The sequence below is a fragment of the Nocardioides marmoribigeumensis genome, assembly GCF_031458325.1.
Taxonomy (GTDB): domain Bacteria; phylum Actinomycetota; class Actinomycetes; order Propionibacteriales; family Nocardioidaceae; genus Marmoricola_A; species Marmoricola_A marmoribigeumensis.
Window position 1 is genome coordinate 4117043 of the sequence record NZ_JAVDYG010000001.1, and the last position, 15664, is coordinate 4132706.

Here is a 15664-nt window from a genome sequence, read left to right on the forward strand (position 1 = left end):
GACGCGGGCAGGCCGACGAGGTGGCCCGCGGGCCCACGGACCACCTCTCATCAGGGGCCGGTGCCGTGGGGGGACGGCTCGGCGAACCTGACCTGCCGGACGCCGTCGCGGGTGGGGGGATTTCTGCGAACGGCGCCCTCGTCGGCGCCGGATCCGCCGTCGCGAGACGGGGACCGGCGGCCACGCCCTGTCACCGTAGAGGCTGGTTCGTCCCGGTTCCAGGTGAGATGCCCCGTTCAGGCGAATGTGTCGTGCTCACTCACCCCGAGGGGTGACCCCGGCGGCTCGAGCCGCCGCGGCGTACGCCCTCGCCAGCGAGTCCAGCGTCTCGTGCGCATTGAGCCCGCTCGGGTTGGGCAGCACCCACAGCTCGGCGCCGGCGAGGTCCTCCGGCTGGCGTCCGGCCGTGGCCCGTCGGCGGCCGAAGGCCGTGCGGTAGGCCGTCACCCCGGCCACCGCGACCACCCGCGGACGGCGCTGCGCCACGAGCCGCTCCAGCCGCTGCCCGCCCTCGCGCAGCTCCTCGGCACTGATCTGGTCGGCACGCCGGGTCGCCCTCGCCGCCAGGTTGGTGATGCCGATCCCCCGCGCCTCGAGGTCGGCCAGGTCGCGCTCGTCCATCCCGCACGAGGCGTCGACCAGGCGCGCGGTAAGACCGGCTCGATGCAGCGCGGGCCAGAACCGGTTGCCGGGGCGCGCGAAGTGGGCGTTGACCGCCGCTGTCCACAGCCCGGGGTTGATCCCCACGAACAGCAGGCGCACGTCGGCGGGGAGCACGTCGTCGACCACCTGGTCGGCCGCGGCCTCGAGGGCGGCCGCGTCCGGACGGGTCACGGGGGGTCGCCGGGCAGCGCGCCCACCGACCCGTCGGGCTTGACCAGCACGGTCACGACGCGGTGCAGCTCGGGACGGTCGTGCCGGCCGCCGTGGACCTCGCCGCGCGCCCACCACATCTCCAACCCCTCGGGCTTGACCTCGAGGGTGGCCAGGTTGTTGTCGAACCACGGACCCTCGACCTTGTCCCAGCGGAACGGCGGGTCCTGGACCCCGGCCCGGCGGGCGGCCCGGCGCCACAGGTGCGCACCGATGCCGTGGGACAGCGCGGCGGCGCCCATGCGCACGACGCGGGGCAGCGGGTTGCGGATCGGGGAGCAGACCGCCTGGACGATCGTGCCGGGCCCCGGGCAGTCGCGGACCTGGGAGACGTAGGAGTTGTGCACGTCCCCGGACAGGAAGGTGACCGTGCGCGGCGCGGGGCCGCGACGGCCGACCGCGACCTCGGCCGCCATGTGCGCGACCTGCTGGAAGCCCTGCTGGAAGGCCGCCCAGTGCTCCAGGTCGATGCCCTGCCGGACCACCTCGGCGGCGCGTCCGGCGCGACCACCCCACGCGCCCTCGGCGACGGCCTCGTCGAAGGCCTCGAGGTGGTGCAGCGACTCGGGCAGCAGGAAGGGCAGCGAGGTGCCGATCAGCAGGTGCTCGAAGCCGCCCTGCATCTGCTCGTCGAGCCAGGCCATCTCGTCCTCGTCGAGGATGTTGCGCCGGCCGGGCTCGAGCACGCGCGCGGCGCGCGAGTCGACCATGACGACCCGGCTGCCGTTGAGGTCGCGCGTGAACGACCAGCGGTAGGTGTCGGGCTCGCGGTCGACGCGGTCGGCGAAGTCATCGAGCACCTCGCTCAGGTCGAGCTCGACGTCGCCGTCGTGCTCGAGCACCCGGCGGTAGATCTCGTCCTCGGCGCGCTCGGCCGGGCTGAGGTTGCCCAGGTGCTGGTAGACCCAGTACGACGCGAGGCCGCCGACGATGCGGTCGTGCCACCACGAGGTCTCGGCCATCTGGCGTCGCCAGACGTCGGAGGTGTTCCAGTCGTCGCGGATGTCGTGGTCGTCGAAGATCATCGAGCTGGGCAGCGTGGAGAGCAGCCACCGGTTGACCGGGTCGCTCCAGGCCAGGCAGTAGAGGTGGGCGTACTCCTCGTAGTCCTTGAGCTCCTCCCCCGGTGGCTCGTCGAGCGAGCGCCGCGTCTCGATGAACTCCTGCATCGCCTCGGAGGTGATGTCGGCGTAGACCTGGTCGCCGAGGAAGAGCACGAGGTCGGGCCACGGCAGCTCGTCGGGGTCGAGGGTCACCCCGCCCATGGCCAGGGCGTAGGCCCGCAGCGCGTCCACGCCGTGGATGGCGTTGCCCTTCGCGTCGTGCGGCACGCTCGTGCGGCACGAGCCGAAGGCGATCCTCGGCGGCTTGCCCGGCTTGACGGTGGTGATGACCGGCTCGGGGAGGTCGAGCCCGTCGTAGTCGGCCGGCGGCCACGCGTGCTCCCCGTCGACGTCGAGGGCGTAGGGCGTGATCGTGCCGGGCTCGAGCCCGGTGCACTCCACGAGCGCGTAGTGGTGGTCGTGCACGCGGAAGGTGCGCGCGGACCACGACCCGGCGGCCGTGGTGACGGTGACCGTGCCTGCCGACTCGGTCTCCACCCACACGGCGGCGGAGGTCTCGTCGACGTGGCGCATCAGCGGACCGAGGCGCAGCGGGGTGCTCAGGGCCCCACTCATGGGCGGAGCAGCACCTTGATCGAGCGGCGCTCGTCCATCGCGCGGTAGGCCTCGGCGACGTCGTCGAGCGGCATCGTCGCGTCGAACACCGGGCCGGCGTCGACGGTCCCGGCCAGGGTCCGCTCGAGCAGGTCGGGGAGGTACTTGCGCACCGGCGCCATGCCGCCCGACACGCCCACGTTGCGGCCGAACATCGCGTTGATCGGCAGGTTGACGCCGTGCGGCACGCCGACGTACCCCACCATCGCGCCGGGTCGCGCGGAGCGCAGCGCCTGCTTCATCGAGGAGTCCGTGCCGACGCACTCGAGGACGGCGTCGGCGCCGATGCCGTCGGTGAGGTCCAGGACGCGGGCGACGCCCTCCTGGTCGCGCTCCTCGACGACGTCGGTGGCGCCGAAGAGCCGGGCGATCGCCTGGCGCGGGGCGTGCCGCGACATCGCGATGATGCGCTCCGCCCCGAGCTCGCGCGCGGCGAGGACGCCGCACAGCCCGACCGCCCCGTCGCCGACGACGACGACGCTCGAGCCCGGCTCGACCCGTGCCGAGACCGCGGCGTGCCAGCCGGTGGGGAGCACGTCGGCCAGGGCCATGAGGGCGGCGATGGTGCCGGGGTCGGCCTCCTCCGGCGAGACCGGGATCGTCACCAGGCTGCCGTCGGCCTGGGTGGCGCGCACGACCTCGCCCTGGCCGCCCTGGGTCATGCCGAGGTTCTGGCAGCCGGCCTGCATGCCCTTGAGGCACACCAGGCAGGTGTTGTCGCAGTGGCAGAACGGGATGACGACGAAGTCGCCGGGCGCGACGTGGGAGACCGACGAGCCGACCTCCTCGACGACGCCGATGGTCTCGTGCCCGATCGGGTTGCCCACGGTGATGTCGTTCTCGCCGCGGTAGGGCCACAGGTCCGAGCCGCAGACGCACGCCGCGACCGTGCGGACCAGGGCGTCGGTGGACTGCTGGATGGTGGGGGCGGGGCGCTCCTCGAGACGGATGTCGCGGGTGCCGTGGATGGTGGTGACGCGCATGACGTCAACGTAGCCCCGGGCGGCGGCCCGGCGAGCCAGGAGGCGTTTATCTCATATGTGGCATATAGTGCTACCCGTGCCTGACGCCTACCTGGTCCGCATCGGCGGCATGATCCGCGACGCCCGCAAGCACCGCGGGTGGACCCAAGCCCAGCTCGCCGAGGTCCTCGCGACCAGCCAGAGCGCGGTCAACCGCATCGAGCGCGGCCACCAGAACATCACCCTGGAGATGGTCGCCCGCATCGGCGAGGCCCTCGACTCCGAGCTGGTCACGCTCGGTGCCGCCGGCCCGACGCACCTGCGCGTCCAGGGCCCCACCACGCTCTCCGGCGAGATCGCGGTCAAGACCTCCAAGAACGCCGGGGTGGCGCTGCTCTGCGCGACCCTGCTCAACCGCGGTCGCACCACGCTGCGCCGCGTGGCCCGCATCGAGGAGGTCAACCGCCTGCTCGAGGTGCTGCAGAGCCTGGGGGTCGAGACCCGCTGGCTCAACGCCGACGGCGACCTGGAGATCGTGCCCCCGGCCGAGCTCGACCTGTCCCGCATCGACGAGGAGGCCGCCCGGCGCACCCGGTCGGTGATCATGTTCCTGGGCCCGCTGCTGCACCGTGCGGCGGAGTTCCAGCTCCCCTACGCCGGTGGCTGCGACCTGGGCACCCGCACGGTCGAGCCGCACCTGACCGCACTGCGGCGTTTCGGCCTGGAGGTCAAGGCGACCGAGGGCTTCTACCACGCGATCGTGGACGCCTCGGTCGAGCCGGGCCGCCCGATCGTGCTGACCGAGCGCGGCGACACCGTCACCGAGAACGCCCTGATGGCGGCCGCCCTGCACGACGGCGTGACGGTGATCCGCAACGCCAGCAGCAACTACATGGTCCAGGACCTCTGCTTCTTCCTCGAGCGGCTCGGCGTGCGCGTCGAGGGCATCGGCAGCACCACGCTGACCGTCCACGGCCGCCCCGAGATCGACGTCGAGGTCGACTACGCCCCCTCGGAGGACCCGATCGAGGCCATGTCGCTGCTCGCGGCCGCGATCGTCACCGAGTCCGAGATCACGATCAAGCGTGTCCCGATCGAGTTCCTCGAGATCGAGCTCGCCGTGCTCGAGGAGATGGGCTTCCGCTACGACCGCAGCGAGGAGTACGTCGCGGCCAACGGCCAGACCCGGCTGGTCGACCTCACCACCAAGGTCTCGCCGCTGCACGCCCCGCTCGACAAGATCCACCCGATGCCGTTCCCGGGCCTCAACATCGACAACCTGCCGTTCTTCGCGGTCATCGCCGCGATGGCCGAGGGCAAGACGCTGCTGCACGACTGGGTCTACGAGAACCGCGCGATCTACCTCACCGAGCTCAACCGGCTCGGGGCGCGCGTGCAGCTGCTCGACCCCCACCGGGTGAGCATCGAGGGGCCGACCCGCTGGTCCGGGGCCGAGATCGTCTGCCCTCCGGCGCTGCGGCCGGCGGTGGTGATCCTCCTGGCGATGCTGGCCTCCAAGGGCACCTCGGTGCTGCGCTCGGTCTACGTGATCAACCGTGGCTACGAGGACCTCGCTGCCCGCCTCAACGACCTCGGCGCCTCGATCGAGACCTTCCGCGACAGCTGACGGTGACCGACCTCAGCCACGTGCGCACCGGCTTCGCCTACCTCGACGAGCCTCGTGAGGCCGGTGGGGTCCTGGCGCTCGCCCACCGCGGCGGCGCACGCCACCCCGACCTGCACGGGCTGGAGAACACCCTCACCGCCTTCCGGCACGCGGCAGGGCTCGGCTACCGCTACCTCGAGACCGACGTCCACGCGACCGCCGACGGTCACCTGGTCGCCTTCCACGACGACCGCCTCGACCGGGTGACCGACCGGGTCGGGCCCGTGCTCGGGCTGCCGCTCTCGGAGGTCCTGGGGGCGGTCGTGGGGGCGCGCGCCGGGCTCGACGAGCGGATCCCCCGGCTGACCGACCTGCTCGAGGACCTGCCCGAGGTCCGGTTCAACATCGACCTCAAGGCCCCCACCGCGGTCGAGCCGCTGGCCGACCTGGTGCGTCGCACGGGTCTGCACGACCGGGTCTGCGTGGCCTCGTTCACCGAGCGCACCCTGCGACGGTTCCGCCGGCTGCTCGACCGTCCGGTCGCCACCGCGACCGGACCCGCCTCGGTCGCCGTGCAGGTCTACGCGCCCTTCCCCCTGAGGGTCGGACGGCTGCTCCGCGACGGGGGCGCGGTCCTCCAGGTGCCGCACCGCTTCCGCGGACGCACGGTCGTGGACCGCCGGTTCGTCGAGCTCGCCCACGCCTCGGGTCGGCATGTCCACGTCTGGACCGTCGACGTCCGTGCTGAGATGGAGCACCTGCTCGACCTCGGGGTCGACGGCCTGGTCACCGATCGCACCGACGTGTGCAAGGAGGTCCTCGTGGAGCGTGGGGTCTGGTACTCCGGAGCGGCGACGTGAGCGAGCCGTCGAGCAGCGGGGTCACCGGGATCGCCGACCTCGAGCCGCTGGCCCGGGCCAAGGAGCAGAAGGCGTGGTACTGGTACGACTGGGCCAACTCGGCCTACGTCACCACCACGGCGGCGGTGCTCTTCGCGCCCTACCTCACCTCGGTCGCCACCCGCGCCGCCGGCTGTGCGGTCGGTGACGGCGCCCCCGACTGCACCAAGGACCTCTCGGTCCTCGGGCTCACGGTCTCCCCCGAGTCGCTGGTCTTCTACCTCGTCACCCTCGCGACGATCCTCTCCGCGCTCGTCCTCCCGGTCGTGGGGGCCGGCGCCGACCGGTCGGCCCACAAGACCCGGCTCCTCGGCCGCTACGCCTGGGCGGGCTCGGCCTTCGCCGCGCTGATGTTCTTCGTCACCGGCACCAGCTGGCAGCTCGGCGCGGTGCTGCTGGTCGCCGCGACGCTCTGCCTGGGCGCGTCCCTGGTGGTGTACGACGCGATCCTGTGCGACATCGCCCTGCCCGACGAGCGCGACCGGGTCTCCAGCCGGGGCTGGGCCCGGGGCTACCTCGGCGGCGGGCTGCTGCTGGCGGTCAACTTCGGCCTGCTCAGCGTCATGAGCGACACCGAGCTGGCCGTGCGGATCTCGCTGCTCTCCGCCGCGATCTGGTGGGCGGCGTTCACGATCATCCCGGTCCGCGGCATCCGCGACCGGGTGCCGTTCCACCCCGAGCCCGAGCGGGGCGGCCTGGTCAGGGCGAGCTTCGGGCAGCTGTGGGCGACGCTCAAGGACCTGCGCCACTACCCCCAGACGCTGCTGTTCCTCGTGGCCTACCTGTTCTACAACGACGGCATCCAGACGGTGATCTACGCCGCCTCCGTCTACGGCGAGCGCGAGCTGAAGTTCGAGAAGTCCTCGGTGCTGCTGGCCTTCCTGCTCGTGCAGTTCATCGGCGTGGCCGGGGCGCTCGGCTTCGGCCGCGTCGCGGAGCGCCGTGGGGCGCGGTCGGTGATCATGGCCGGGCTGGTGATCTGGGTCCTCGTGGTGGCGGCCGGCTACCTCACCCCGGCCCGCAACTTCCCGCTGTTCCTCCTCCTCGCCGCCGCGATCGGCATCGTCCTCGGCGGCACGCAGGCGCTCTCGCGCTCGTTCTACAGCCAGCTCATCCCCCAGGGCCGCGAGGCGGAGTACTTCTCGCTCTACCAGGCCGCCGAGCGCGGCACGTCCTGGCTGGGCACGTTGGTCTTCGGCGTCGTCCAGCAGGTCACCGGGTCCTACCGTCCCGCGCTCTTCGCGCTGGCGGCGTTCTTCGTGGTCGGTCTGGCCCTGTTGTCGCGGGTCGACGCGCGCCGTGGCATCACCGAGGCGGGCAACACCCCGCCAGCCGTGGTGTAGGCGCCCAGCGAGGGTGTGACGTGCACCCCGAAGGAGGGGTGGGGAGGTGTATCTCAGGTACCTCCGGGCATGCTTCATCTCGTAGGCGCGCAGCGGAATGATCTCGCCCACCCGATCGTTGGGATGCTGGGCGGTCAGGTGGCGTCATGAACGCCGCCGTGGCACGTCTCACTGATGCCAAGGCCTCACGAGGGCGACGGACACTGAAGGACAGAGGTGAGTACCCATGGCGGAACGCACGCTTCGCGGCGCTCGGCTGGGTGGACAGAGCTTCGAGGACGAGCGCGGCATCGAGTTCGCCGCCCGTCAGCGAGTGGTCTACGTGTGCCCGCAGGGCCACACGTTCGACATCCCCATGGCCGCCGAGGCAGACATCCCGGCGCTGTGGGAGTGCCCGCGCTGCGGCGCCGAGGCGCTGATGAAGGACGGCGAGCGTCCTGAGCCCAAGGCCGAGAAGCCCGTCCGCACGCACTGGGACATGCTGCTCGAGCGTCGCTCGGAGAGCGAGCTGGAGGAGATCCTCGCCGAGCGGCTCGAGATGCTGCGCGGTGGCGAGATCGGCCCGGCCCACCTGCACCGCGGCTCCAAGAGCAAGTCGGCGTAGCGCTCCTACTCCACCACGTCGCCCCGGACCACTTCGTGGTCTCCGGGGCGTCGCTGCGTCCGGGGGTCCTGCGGGTCGTGGGCGTCGGCGTACGACGGCCGCTGCGTGCCCGCCACGCTGACGGTCAGGCGACGCGCGACCATCCGCGCGAGGACGCGGCGGGCCAGTGGCCGGGTCACGGGGAGGATGCAGAACAGCCCGAGCACGTCGCTGAGGAAGCCGGGCGTGATGAGCAGGACGCCACCGACGAGGACCAGTGCCGCGTCGGCCAGCTCGCGGGAGGGCATCCGGCCCGACTGCAGCGCCTCGCTGAGCGCGCGCCAGGCGCGGGCCCCCTCGCGCTTCATCAGCCACGAGCCGAGCGCCCCGTCGGCGATGAGGATGAGGATGGTCCACCAGGGTCCGACGACCTGGCCGAGCTGGATGAGCAGGGAGAGCTCGGCGAGCGGCACCACGACGAACAGCGCCGCGAGCACCCACCACGGGATCCTGCGTCTCATGCCCTCGAGCGTACGCGTGCCATCCCACGGCGGACCTGGGCCCGCCGGCGCTCGACGCCCCAGGCGGTGATGCGGCGCAGGGACTCGGTGGCGATGTCCGGGTTCATCTTGGACTCCCCCCGCTCCCGCTCGAGGAACTCGATCGGGACCTCCCGGACCGTGAGCCCCGCCTCGAGGGTGCGCACGGTGAGGTCGGTCTGGAAGCAGTAGCCGACCGACTCCACCGTGGTCAGGTCGATGGCCCGCAGCGTGCTCGCCCGGAACAGCCGGAACCCCGCGGTGACGTCGCGCACCGGCACCCCGAGCAGCGTGCGGGCGTAGAGGTTGCCGCCGACCGACAGCGCCTTGCGGAACAGGCTCCAGTTGACGACGCTGCCACCTCGGACCCAGCGCGAGCCGATCACCAGGTCGGCGGTCTCGAGGGCCGCCCGCAGCCGGTGCAGCTGCTCGGGCTGGTGGGAGCCATCGGCGTCCATCTCCCCCACGACGTGGTAGCCGCGCTCCAGCGCGACGGCGAACCCGTGGAGGTAGGCCGCGCCGAGACCCGCCTTCTCGGTGCGGTGCACGACCCGGACCCGCTCGTCCTGCGCGGCCAGGCGGTCGGCGATGTCGCCGGTGCCGTCGGGGGACCCGTCGTCGACGACGAGCACGTGCGCGGTCGGCTGAGCTGCGAGCAGCCGCCCGACGATCCACTCCAGGTTGTCGGCCTCGTCGTAGGTCGGCACCACGACCACCATCGGTGCGTCGGGCCCGAGGGGTGCCGGCGCCGGCAGGACCTCGCTCACCGGGGGCTCACCGGGGGCTCACCGCTCGCTCCCGACCCTCTCCCGCTCCGTCTCGTCCGGGTGGTGCGGGGCCACGGCGCGCCCGCGGCCGGAGGCGGCCGGACGTCGCCGGCGTACGACGGCCCCCGCGAGCGCGGTCAGCAGCGCCACGCCGGCGAGGCCCCAGGCGATCGCGTCCCCGGCGCGCACGGCGGGGGTGATCGCGGTCAGCTCCGGCACGTCGGCCTCCCAGGTGCCGGGCTCGCGGACGGGCAGGCGCCGCAGGACCTCGCCGGTGGGCGCGATGAGCCCGGAGACGCCGTTGGTCGCCACCACGGCGACGTAGCGGTCGGTCTCGAGGGCCCGCAGCCGGGCGATGGCGAACTGCTGCTCGATCTGGCCGGTGCCCATGTAGGTGGCGTTGTTGGTCTGGACGACCAGCACCCGGGCGCCCTGGCGCACCACGTCGTGGACCAGGTCGTCGTAGGCCACCTCGAAGCAGATCACGTCGCCGAGCGTCGTGCCCCCGACCTGCAGGGCACCTGACCGGGTGCCGGGGACCATGTCGCGCGGGATCTGGTCGAGCCGGCGGAAGTACGTCGCGAGCTGGTCGCGCATCGGGATGTACTCGCCGAACGGCACCGGGTGACGCTTGGCGTAGTAGTCGCCGGGACCGGGCCTGTCGGCCGAGGCCGGCGACCACACGATGCCGCGGTTCTCGACGTCGTGGGGGCCCGGGCCCGTGACCATGGCGCCGACCAGGACGGGCACGTCGACGGCGTCGACGGCGTTCTGGATGTCGGCGAAGACCGTGCCGTCCTCGAACGGGTCGATGTCGGTGGAGTTCTCGGGCCACAGGACCAGGTCGGGGCGCGGAGTGCTGCCGGCGCTCACCCGGTCGGCGAGCAGGTGGGTCTCGCGCACGTGGTTGTCGAGCACGGCCCGGCGCTCGGCGAACGCCTCGAGCCCCTCCCCCGGCACGTCGCCCTGCACCGCGGCGATCCGCACCGTCGTCGCCTTGGTCTCGGTGGTCGTCCACGGCACGGTCACGGCCGGCACGGTGACCGCGAGGACTCCGATCGGGGCGAGCACGCTCACCACGCGCCGGCGGCCGCCTGCCGGCCACCACTCGAGGGCGAGCCAGCCCAGGGTCGTGCCCGTCAGGGCCACCAGGAAGCCGGTGCCGGCGGTGCCGACGCGGGGCATCGCCTCGGCCCACGGCGTGCCGGCGGTCGCGAACGCCAGGCTCCCCCACGGCAGGCCGCCCCAGGGGACCTCGGAGCGCAGCAGGTCGACGCCGACCCACACCGCGGCCGACCACAGCGGCCACAGCGGCAGGACCCGCACCCAGCGCAGGCCGAGCACGACCAGGACGAAGAAGACCCCCTCGAGGATCGTGAGCCCCACCGCGACGTCGGGTCCGACCACGCGGATCCAGCTGAGCAGGACCCCGCAGAACGCGAGCCCGAAGGCCAGGCCGACCGACGCGACGGCGCGGCGGGGCCGGGTCAGGTCGGCCGTGGGGGTGGCCACCACCAGTCCGGCGGTCGCGATCGGCAAGAGCCACCACACGGCGTACGGCGGGAAGGCGAGCGCGGCGGCCACGCCACTGGCCGCGGCCAGGAGGCACCTCCACCACAGGACTCGCACGGGCCGAGCCTAGTCGGGAGCGGGTGGGTCCGGCCGGGCGCCGGTGGGTGCAGGTGTGCGGGCGCGCGAGAGGCCCGGACCCTTCGGACCAACGATGCCCACGCCGGCTGCGTGGCGCGCTCGCTGTTGTCTACTGGGTCCGGGCCTCCGGCGTGTCTCAACCCCGTGGAGAGGCGACGGTGAGGCAGGTCGACGTTCTCCGCACGTGGCACCCATCCGGGAACCTCGACCCTCCAGTCACCGCGACCTCACTGCGGCCTGCTCGGTGGACTCGGAGAGAGTGCCAAAGGTCCCACGGAGGGGTCAACCACCCTCTGACCTGCGCGTTTCCACAAAGCCGCAGGTCATCGCGCGTGGCGCGCGTCACATCGATTTCACAGAAAGTTCACCCGGTCGGCGTGTCGGGCTCGACACGCCGACTTGGAACGTTCCTTTGTCTGGTCAGGGCTCACCGGCCGGCTCGACGGGGCGGGACCAGGCCGCCCGGGTCGTGCGCCGCGAGCCCGTCGACCAGGCTCAGGGTGCAGCGCGGCGCCTCGGCACCCGGGTCGCAGAGGGCCTCGAGGTCGTCCTCGGTGTCCCACGCCGCGAGGGTCGCCGGCGCGCCCGGCAGGAGGGTGCCGCCGAGCGCCTCGGGCAGGTCCGCGGCGCCGCCCTGGAGCCCGGCGACCCACCCGCCGACCGTGTGCGCGTGCAGGGCCTGCGCCGGGGTCAGGCCGGAGCCGGGCGTGCGGTGGTGGACCGCCGCCCGCAGGCCGCCCCAGGGGTCGAAGGGGGTGACCGGGGTGTCCGAGCCCAGCGCCAGGACCGCGCCCGCGGCCAGGGCGGTGGAGAAGGGGTTCATGGCCGGGGCGCGCTCGCCGACGCGGGCGGCGTACAGGCCCCCGGGGCCGCCCCACAGCGCGTCGAACCTCGGCTGCACGCTCAGCACGACGCCCCAGCGCGCGAGCGCGTCCAGCTGCTCGGCGTCGACCATCTCGAGGTGCTCCAGGCGGTGGCGGGCGGCACGCAGGGCGGGGAGGCCGACGACCTCCTCGGCCGCCCGCAGCCCGTCGAGGACCGCGCCCGCCCCGCGGTCGCCGATGACGTGGAAGCCGCCCTGCAGTCCCGCGCGCGTGCACGCGACCAGGTGTCCGGCCACGTCGTCGGCGTCGAGGTAGAGAGCCCCGCGCACCCCGGGCGCGTCGGCGTAGTCCTCGCGCAGCGCGGCCGTGCGGGACCCGATCGCGCCGTCGACGCACAGGTCGCCGGCCGCGCCGACGAGGCCGAGCCGCAGGGCGACGGCGGTGTCCCGGTCGCCCCAGTAGCCGACCACGTCGGGCACCGCCCTCCCCTCCGACCGTGCCCGCTCGGCGAGCGCCGCCACGGTCGCGAAGTCGTCGGGCGTGCTGAGGTGGGGCGCCCCCATCTCGTGGACCTGGCCGACCCCCGCGGCAGCGGCCGCGGCGAGGGCGGTGGACACCGCCTCGGCCCGGTCCTCGGCCGTCACCAGCGACCGCGCGGCGTCGCGCACCGCGTGGTGGGCGTCCTGCGCGACCGGGCCGCGGGCGCTCCAGCCGGGGAGCGCCGACATCCGCGACTCGCCGCCGGCCGCCTCCACCAGAGCGGTGCTGACCAGGGCGGAGTGCATGTCGACCCGGCTGAGGTACGCCGCCCGCCCGCGCGTGGCGCGGTCGAGGTCCTCGCGGGTGACGACCGTGCCTGCCTCCCAGGCGCTCTCGTCCCAGCCGTGACCGAGCACGACGCCGGGCCGGCCCGAGAGCTCGGCGTGCTCCGCGTGCCCGGCGACCAGCGCCAGCAGGTCGGCCGCCGAGGTCGCCCCGGTCAGGTCGACCGCCATGGCCTGCTGACCCGTCTCCGCGAGGTGCACGTGAGCGTCGACGAAGGCCGGGGTGACCAGCCTGCCGCGGAGGTCGATCCGGACCGCACCGGGAGCGGGGCGCCCGGCCGGGCCGACGGAGACGACCCGGCCCTCCCGGACGAGCAGCGAGCCGGGGTGCGCCGCCGTGCTCGGCCGGCCGGTGGCGTCCAGGCCGGGGACGACCCGCGCGTGGTCCAGAAGCAGCTCCATGCCGCCATCCTCCCCGACGCCACGCCCGGCTCTGCGGCGGGCTGCGGACGAAAGAACGTCCGGCTATGCTGGGTTTCGACCGTTGATCCTGCGGTAATGACTTGGTCAGCCGACAAACACTTCGGAAACGCACCGAGGTTCCCCGCGACCCGGAAGGACCACCCCCGATGACGCCCCTGCTCCACCTGCTCCTGGACGGCCCGGCCGGCGCACCCGTCGCCGCTGCCCTCGTGCGGCTCGGCCGCCGCGGCGTGTGCGTGCACGACCGCACCACGACCTGCCAGGCGCCGGTCGACGTCCTGCTGCGCGTCGGCTCGGCGCCCGCCCTGGACCGGGTCGCCCAGGGCGTCGGGGCCGTCGTCCTCTCCCCCACCCACGAGCACTCGGGGCTGGCCGCGCTCGGGGTCCACCCGGTGCCGGCCGCGCCGGGCCCCTCCGCCGTGCTCGCGGCCGGGGAGGAGGAAACCGGGTCGCTGACCGACGAGGACCTGCTCGCACGCACCGACCTGTCGGCCCTCGTCGCGACGACCGGCCTCGAGCTCTCGCTCGGCGCGGCCCCGCTCCTGCGCTCGGCCGGAGTCCCGGTCGCGGCGCTCGCCACCCACGGGGCCGGCCGCGTGGTCGTCCTCGGGGTGGAGATGACCGATCCCGAGGCCGACGAGCTGCTCACGGCCGCGGTCAGCTTCACCGCCCGGCGCGGCGACCGTCGTACGCCGGGGCCGGCGGAGGTCGCCACCGACCCCGCCTGGGTCGACCTCAAGGCCGCGGTCGTCGAGCTGCAGGGCCTGCAGGTCAAGGACGGCAGCGTGCCGGAGGAGCACCGCGAGTCGGCACTGCCCCTCGTCGACCGGGTCGTCGCGGGCGTCGAGGCGCTCGCCCCCCGCTTCCCGTGGGACACCGACTACCTCCGCGCGGTCGTCAAGGACCTGCGCCGCTGGGCCGACGGCGGGCTCGGGGAGCCCGACTTCCTGGACGCGATGGTCGCCTTCCACCCGGCCGCCGACCGGGTCGACGGCCGGCAGCACCTGGTCGTCTTCCCGATGTACACCCAGAACGGCTCGCCCGACCGCCACGTCGAGGCCGTGCTGCTCGAGGTGCTGTGGCCGGAGTTCGTCGCCGAGCTGGAGGCCGGCGACTACTCCAACAAGCTGTTCCTGCCGATCCGCTTCCTCGACTTCACCCCGGGCTACGACACCAACTCCGCGGTGCTCTTCCCCGAGACGGTCGCGATGCGAGAGCTGCCGAAGTTCACCTGGGGCGGCATCTTCGCCGACCGCGAGGCCGCGAGGTTCCGCGCCGTCGTCCGGGCCGCCGCCGACGTCACCGGGCTCTCCCTGCCCTCGGAGGCCGCGCGCCTGCTGGCCGACCAGCGGCTGGCCGAGGAGACGTTCGTCATGTGGGACCTGATCCACGACCGCACCCACATGCACGGCGACCTGCCGTTCGACCCGTTCATGATCAAGCAGCGGATGCCCTACTTCCTCTACTCCCTGGAGGAGCTGCGCTGCGACCTGACCGCCTTCCGCGAGGCGGTGCGGCTGGAGTCCGAGGGCGGCACGGGCCACGCCCGGCTGGTGCAGTACGCCATCCTCTTCGACCGCATCTTCCGCTTCCCGATCACCGGCACCCGGGTGCGCAACTACGACGGGCTCGGCGGGCAGCTGCTGTTCGCGTGGCTGCACCAGCGCCGGGTGCTCAACTGGACCGACAACCGGCTCTCGGTGAAGTGGGAGCGCGTGGCCGACGCCGTGCTCGAGCTCGGCGCGGCGGTCGACGACCTCTACTGGCGCTCGATCGACCGGCCCAAGGTCGCGCACTGGCTCGCGGCGTACGCCCTCGTCTCCTCCACGCTCACCCCGCACCCGGCCTCGACCTGGGCCAAGGGCCCCGAGGCGCTGCCGCTGGACGGCCCGCTCAAGGGGCTGACCGACGCCGTCCTCGACGACGAGTTCCCCCTGTCGATGTTCTACGAGGCGCTGTCGAGGAAGATGGGTCCCGTGGTCGAGTCGACGAAGGGGATCACTGCATGAGCGTCGTGGTCGTGGGGGCCGGCAGTGCTGCCGGCCGGGCAGTCGTGGACGCGCTGCTGGCGTCGGGTCACAGCGTCGCCGCGGTGGACCTGCGGTCGCCCGAGATCGAGGGCACGTCGTCGTACGCCGTGGACGCCACCGACCACGCGGCCGTCGACGCGGTGGCCGCCGAGCTCCGCGCCGGCGGTCCGGTCACCGGGCTGGTGCACCTGATCGGCGGCTGGCGGGGCGGCAAGGGCTTCACCGACAACAGCGACGCCGACTGGGACTTCCTGTCCTCGATGCTGATCGACACGTTGCGCCACACCACCCGGGCGTTCCACGACGACCTCGTGGCCTCGCAGGGCCGCGTGGTCATCGTCTCCGCGGCGGCGGCCGGCAAGCCGACCGCGGGCAACGCCAACTACGCCACCGCCAAGGCGGCGGCCGAGGCGTGGATGCAGGCGCTCGCGCACTCCTTCGGCGACTCGGGTGCGGCGGCGGTGACCCTCGTGGTCAAGGCGCTGCTCACCCCCCAGATGCGCGAGGAGTCACCGGAGAAGAAGTTCCCCGGCTACACCGACGTCGCCGACCTCGGTGCCGCCGTCGCCGAGACCGTGGGCGGGGCCCACGGCAACGGCGAGCGCGTCGTCCTCGGGTCGTAG

Annotated in this window: 13 protein-coding genes; 6 read left to right on the forward strand and 7 right to left on the reverse strand. The window is 73.4% G+C overall.

Annotated elements, in window-relative coordinates; all coding sequences use genetic code 11:
• Positions 1-255 precede the first annotated feature (255 nt).
• Genes J2S63_RS19705 through J2S63_RS19715 form a run of 3 tightly spaced genes read right to left on the reverse strand, consistent with a single transcriptional unit; the run spans position 256 to position 3574 of the window.
• Positions 256-834, reverse strand: a complete 579-nt coding sequence (locus J2S63_RS19705) for a mismatch-specific DNA-glycosylase (protein WP_310305951.1) — start codon at positions 832-834, stop codon at positions 256-258.
• Positions 831-2552, reverse strand: coding sequence for an alkaline phosphatase D family protein (locus J2S63_RS19710; protein ID WP_310305953.1), 1722 nt, complete (start codon positions 2550-2552; stop codon positions 831-833). Before J2S63_RS19710 ends, J2S63_RS19705 begins: the two co-directional genes overlap by 4 nt.
• A complete protein-coding gene (locus J2S63_RS19715; protein ID WP_310305955.1) occupies positions 2549-3574 on the reverse strand; it encodes a zinc-dependent alcohol dehydrogenase family protein in 1026 nt (341 codons plus the stop codon). Before J2S63_RS19715 ends, J2S63_RS19710 begins: the two co-directional genes overlap by 4 nt.
• Before the next feature lie 55 nt (positions 3575-3629).
• On the opposite strand from J2S63_RS19715, the gene J2S63_RS19720 reads away from it, so the two are divergent.
• From J2S63_RS19720 to J2S63_RS19735, 4 genes are all read left to right on the forward strand, one after another.
• Positions 3630-5180, forward strand: a complete 1551-nt coding sequence (locus J2S63_RS19720; RefSeq protein ID WP_310305957.1) for a UDP-N-acetylglucosamine 1-carboxyvinyltransferase — start codon at positions 3630-3632, stop codon at positions 5178-5180.
• Between the two features lie 2 nt (positions 5181-5182).
• On the forward strand, positions 5183-6019 hold the full coding sequence (locus J2S63_RS19725; protein ID WP_310305959.1) for a glycerophosphodiester phosphodiesterase family protein: 837 nt from the start codon (positions 5183-5185) through the stop codon (positions 6017-6019).
• A complete protein-coding gene (locus J2S63_RS19730; protein WP_310305961.1) occupies positions 6016-7401 on the forward strand; it encodes an MFS transporter in 1386 nt (461 codons plus the stop codon). Before J2S63_RS19725 ends, J2S63_RS19730 begins: the two co-directional genes overlap by 4 nt.
• Positions 7402-7627: 226 nt before the next feature.
• Positions 7628-8005, forward strand: coding sequence for an RNA polymerase-binding protein RbpA (locus tag J2S63_RS19735; protein ID WP_310305963.1), 378 nt, complete (start codon positions 7628-7630; stop codon positions 8003-8005).
• A gap of 5 nt (positions 8006-8010) precedes the next feature.
• On the opposite strand, the gene J2S63_RS19740 is transcribed toward J2S63_RS19735, so the two are convergent.
• The 4 genes from J2S63_RS19740 to J2S63_RS19755 form a co-directional block, all read right to left on the reverse strand.
• On the reverse strand, positions 8011-8505 hold the full coding sequence (locus J2S63_RS19740; protein ID WP_310305964.1) for an FxsA family protein: 495 nt from the start codon (positions 8503-8505) through the stop codon (positions 8011-8013).
• On the reverse strand, positions 8502-9290 hold the full coding sequence (locus J2S63_RS19745) for a polyprenol monophosphomannose synthase (protein ID WP_310305966.1): 789 nt from the start codon (positions 9288-9290) through the stop codon (positions 8502-8504). Before J2S63_RS19745 ends, J2S63_RS19740 begins: the two co-directional genes overlap by 4 nt.
• Positions 9291-9308: 18 nt before the next feature.
• Positions 9309-10919, reverse strand: coding sequence for an apolipoprotein N-acyltransferase (gene lnt, locus J2S63_RS19750; RefSeq protein ID WP_310305968.1), 1611 nt, complete (start codon positions 10917-10919; stop codon positions 9309-9311).
• Positions 10920-11367: 448 nt separating this feature from the next.
• Positions 11368-12990, reverse strand: coding sequence for an amidohydrolase (locus J2S63_RS19755; protein WP_310305970.1), 1623 nt, complete (start codon positions 12988-12990; stop codon positions 11368-11370).
• Between the two features lie 167 nt (positions 12991-13157).
• Here J2S63_RS19755 and J2S63_RS19760 point away from each other — a divergent pair, with 167 nt between their 5' ends.
• Positions 13158-15020, forward strand: a complete 1863-nt coding sequence (locus J2S63_RS19760; RefSeq protein WP_310305972.1) for a DUF6421 family protein — start codon at positions 13158-13160, stop codon at positions 15018-15020.
• The gene (locus tag J2S63_RS19765; protein ID WP_310305974.1) at positions 15017-15664 is read left to right on the forward strand and encodes an SDR family NAD(P)-dependent oxidoreductase; all 648 of its coding nucleotides are present in this window, start codon (positions 15017-15019) and stop codon (positions 15662-15664) included. Before J2S63_RS19760 ends, J2S63_RS19765 begins: the two co-directional genes overlap by 4 nt.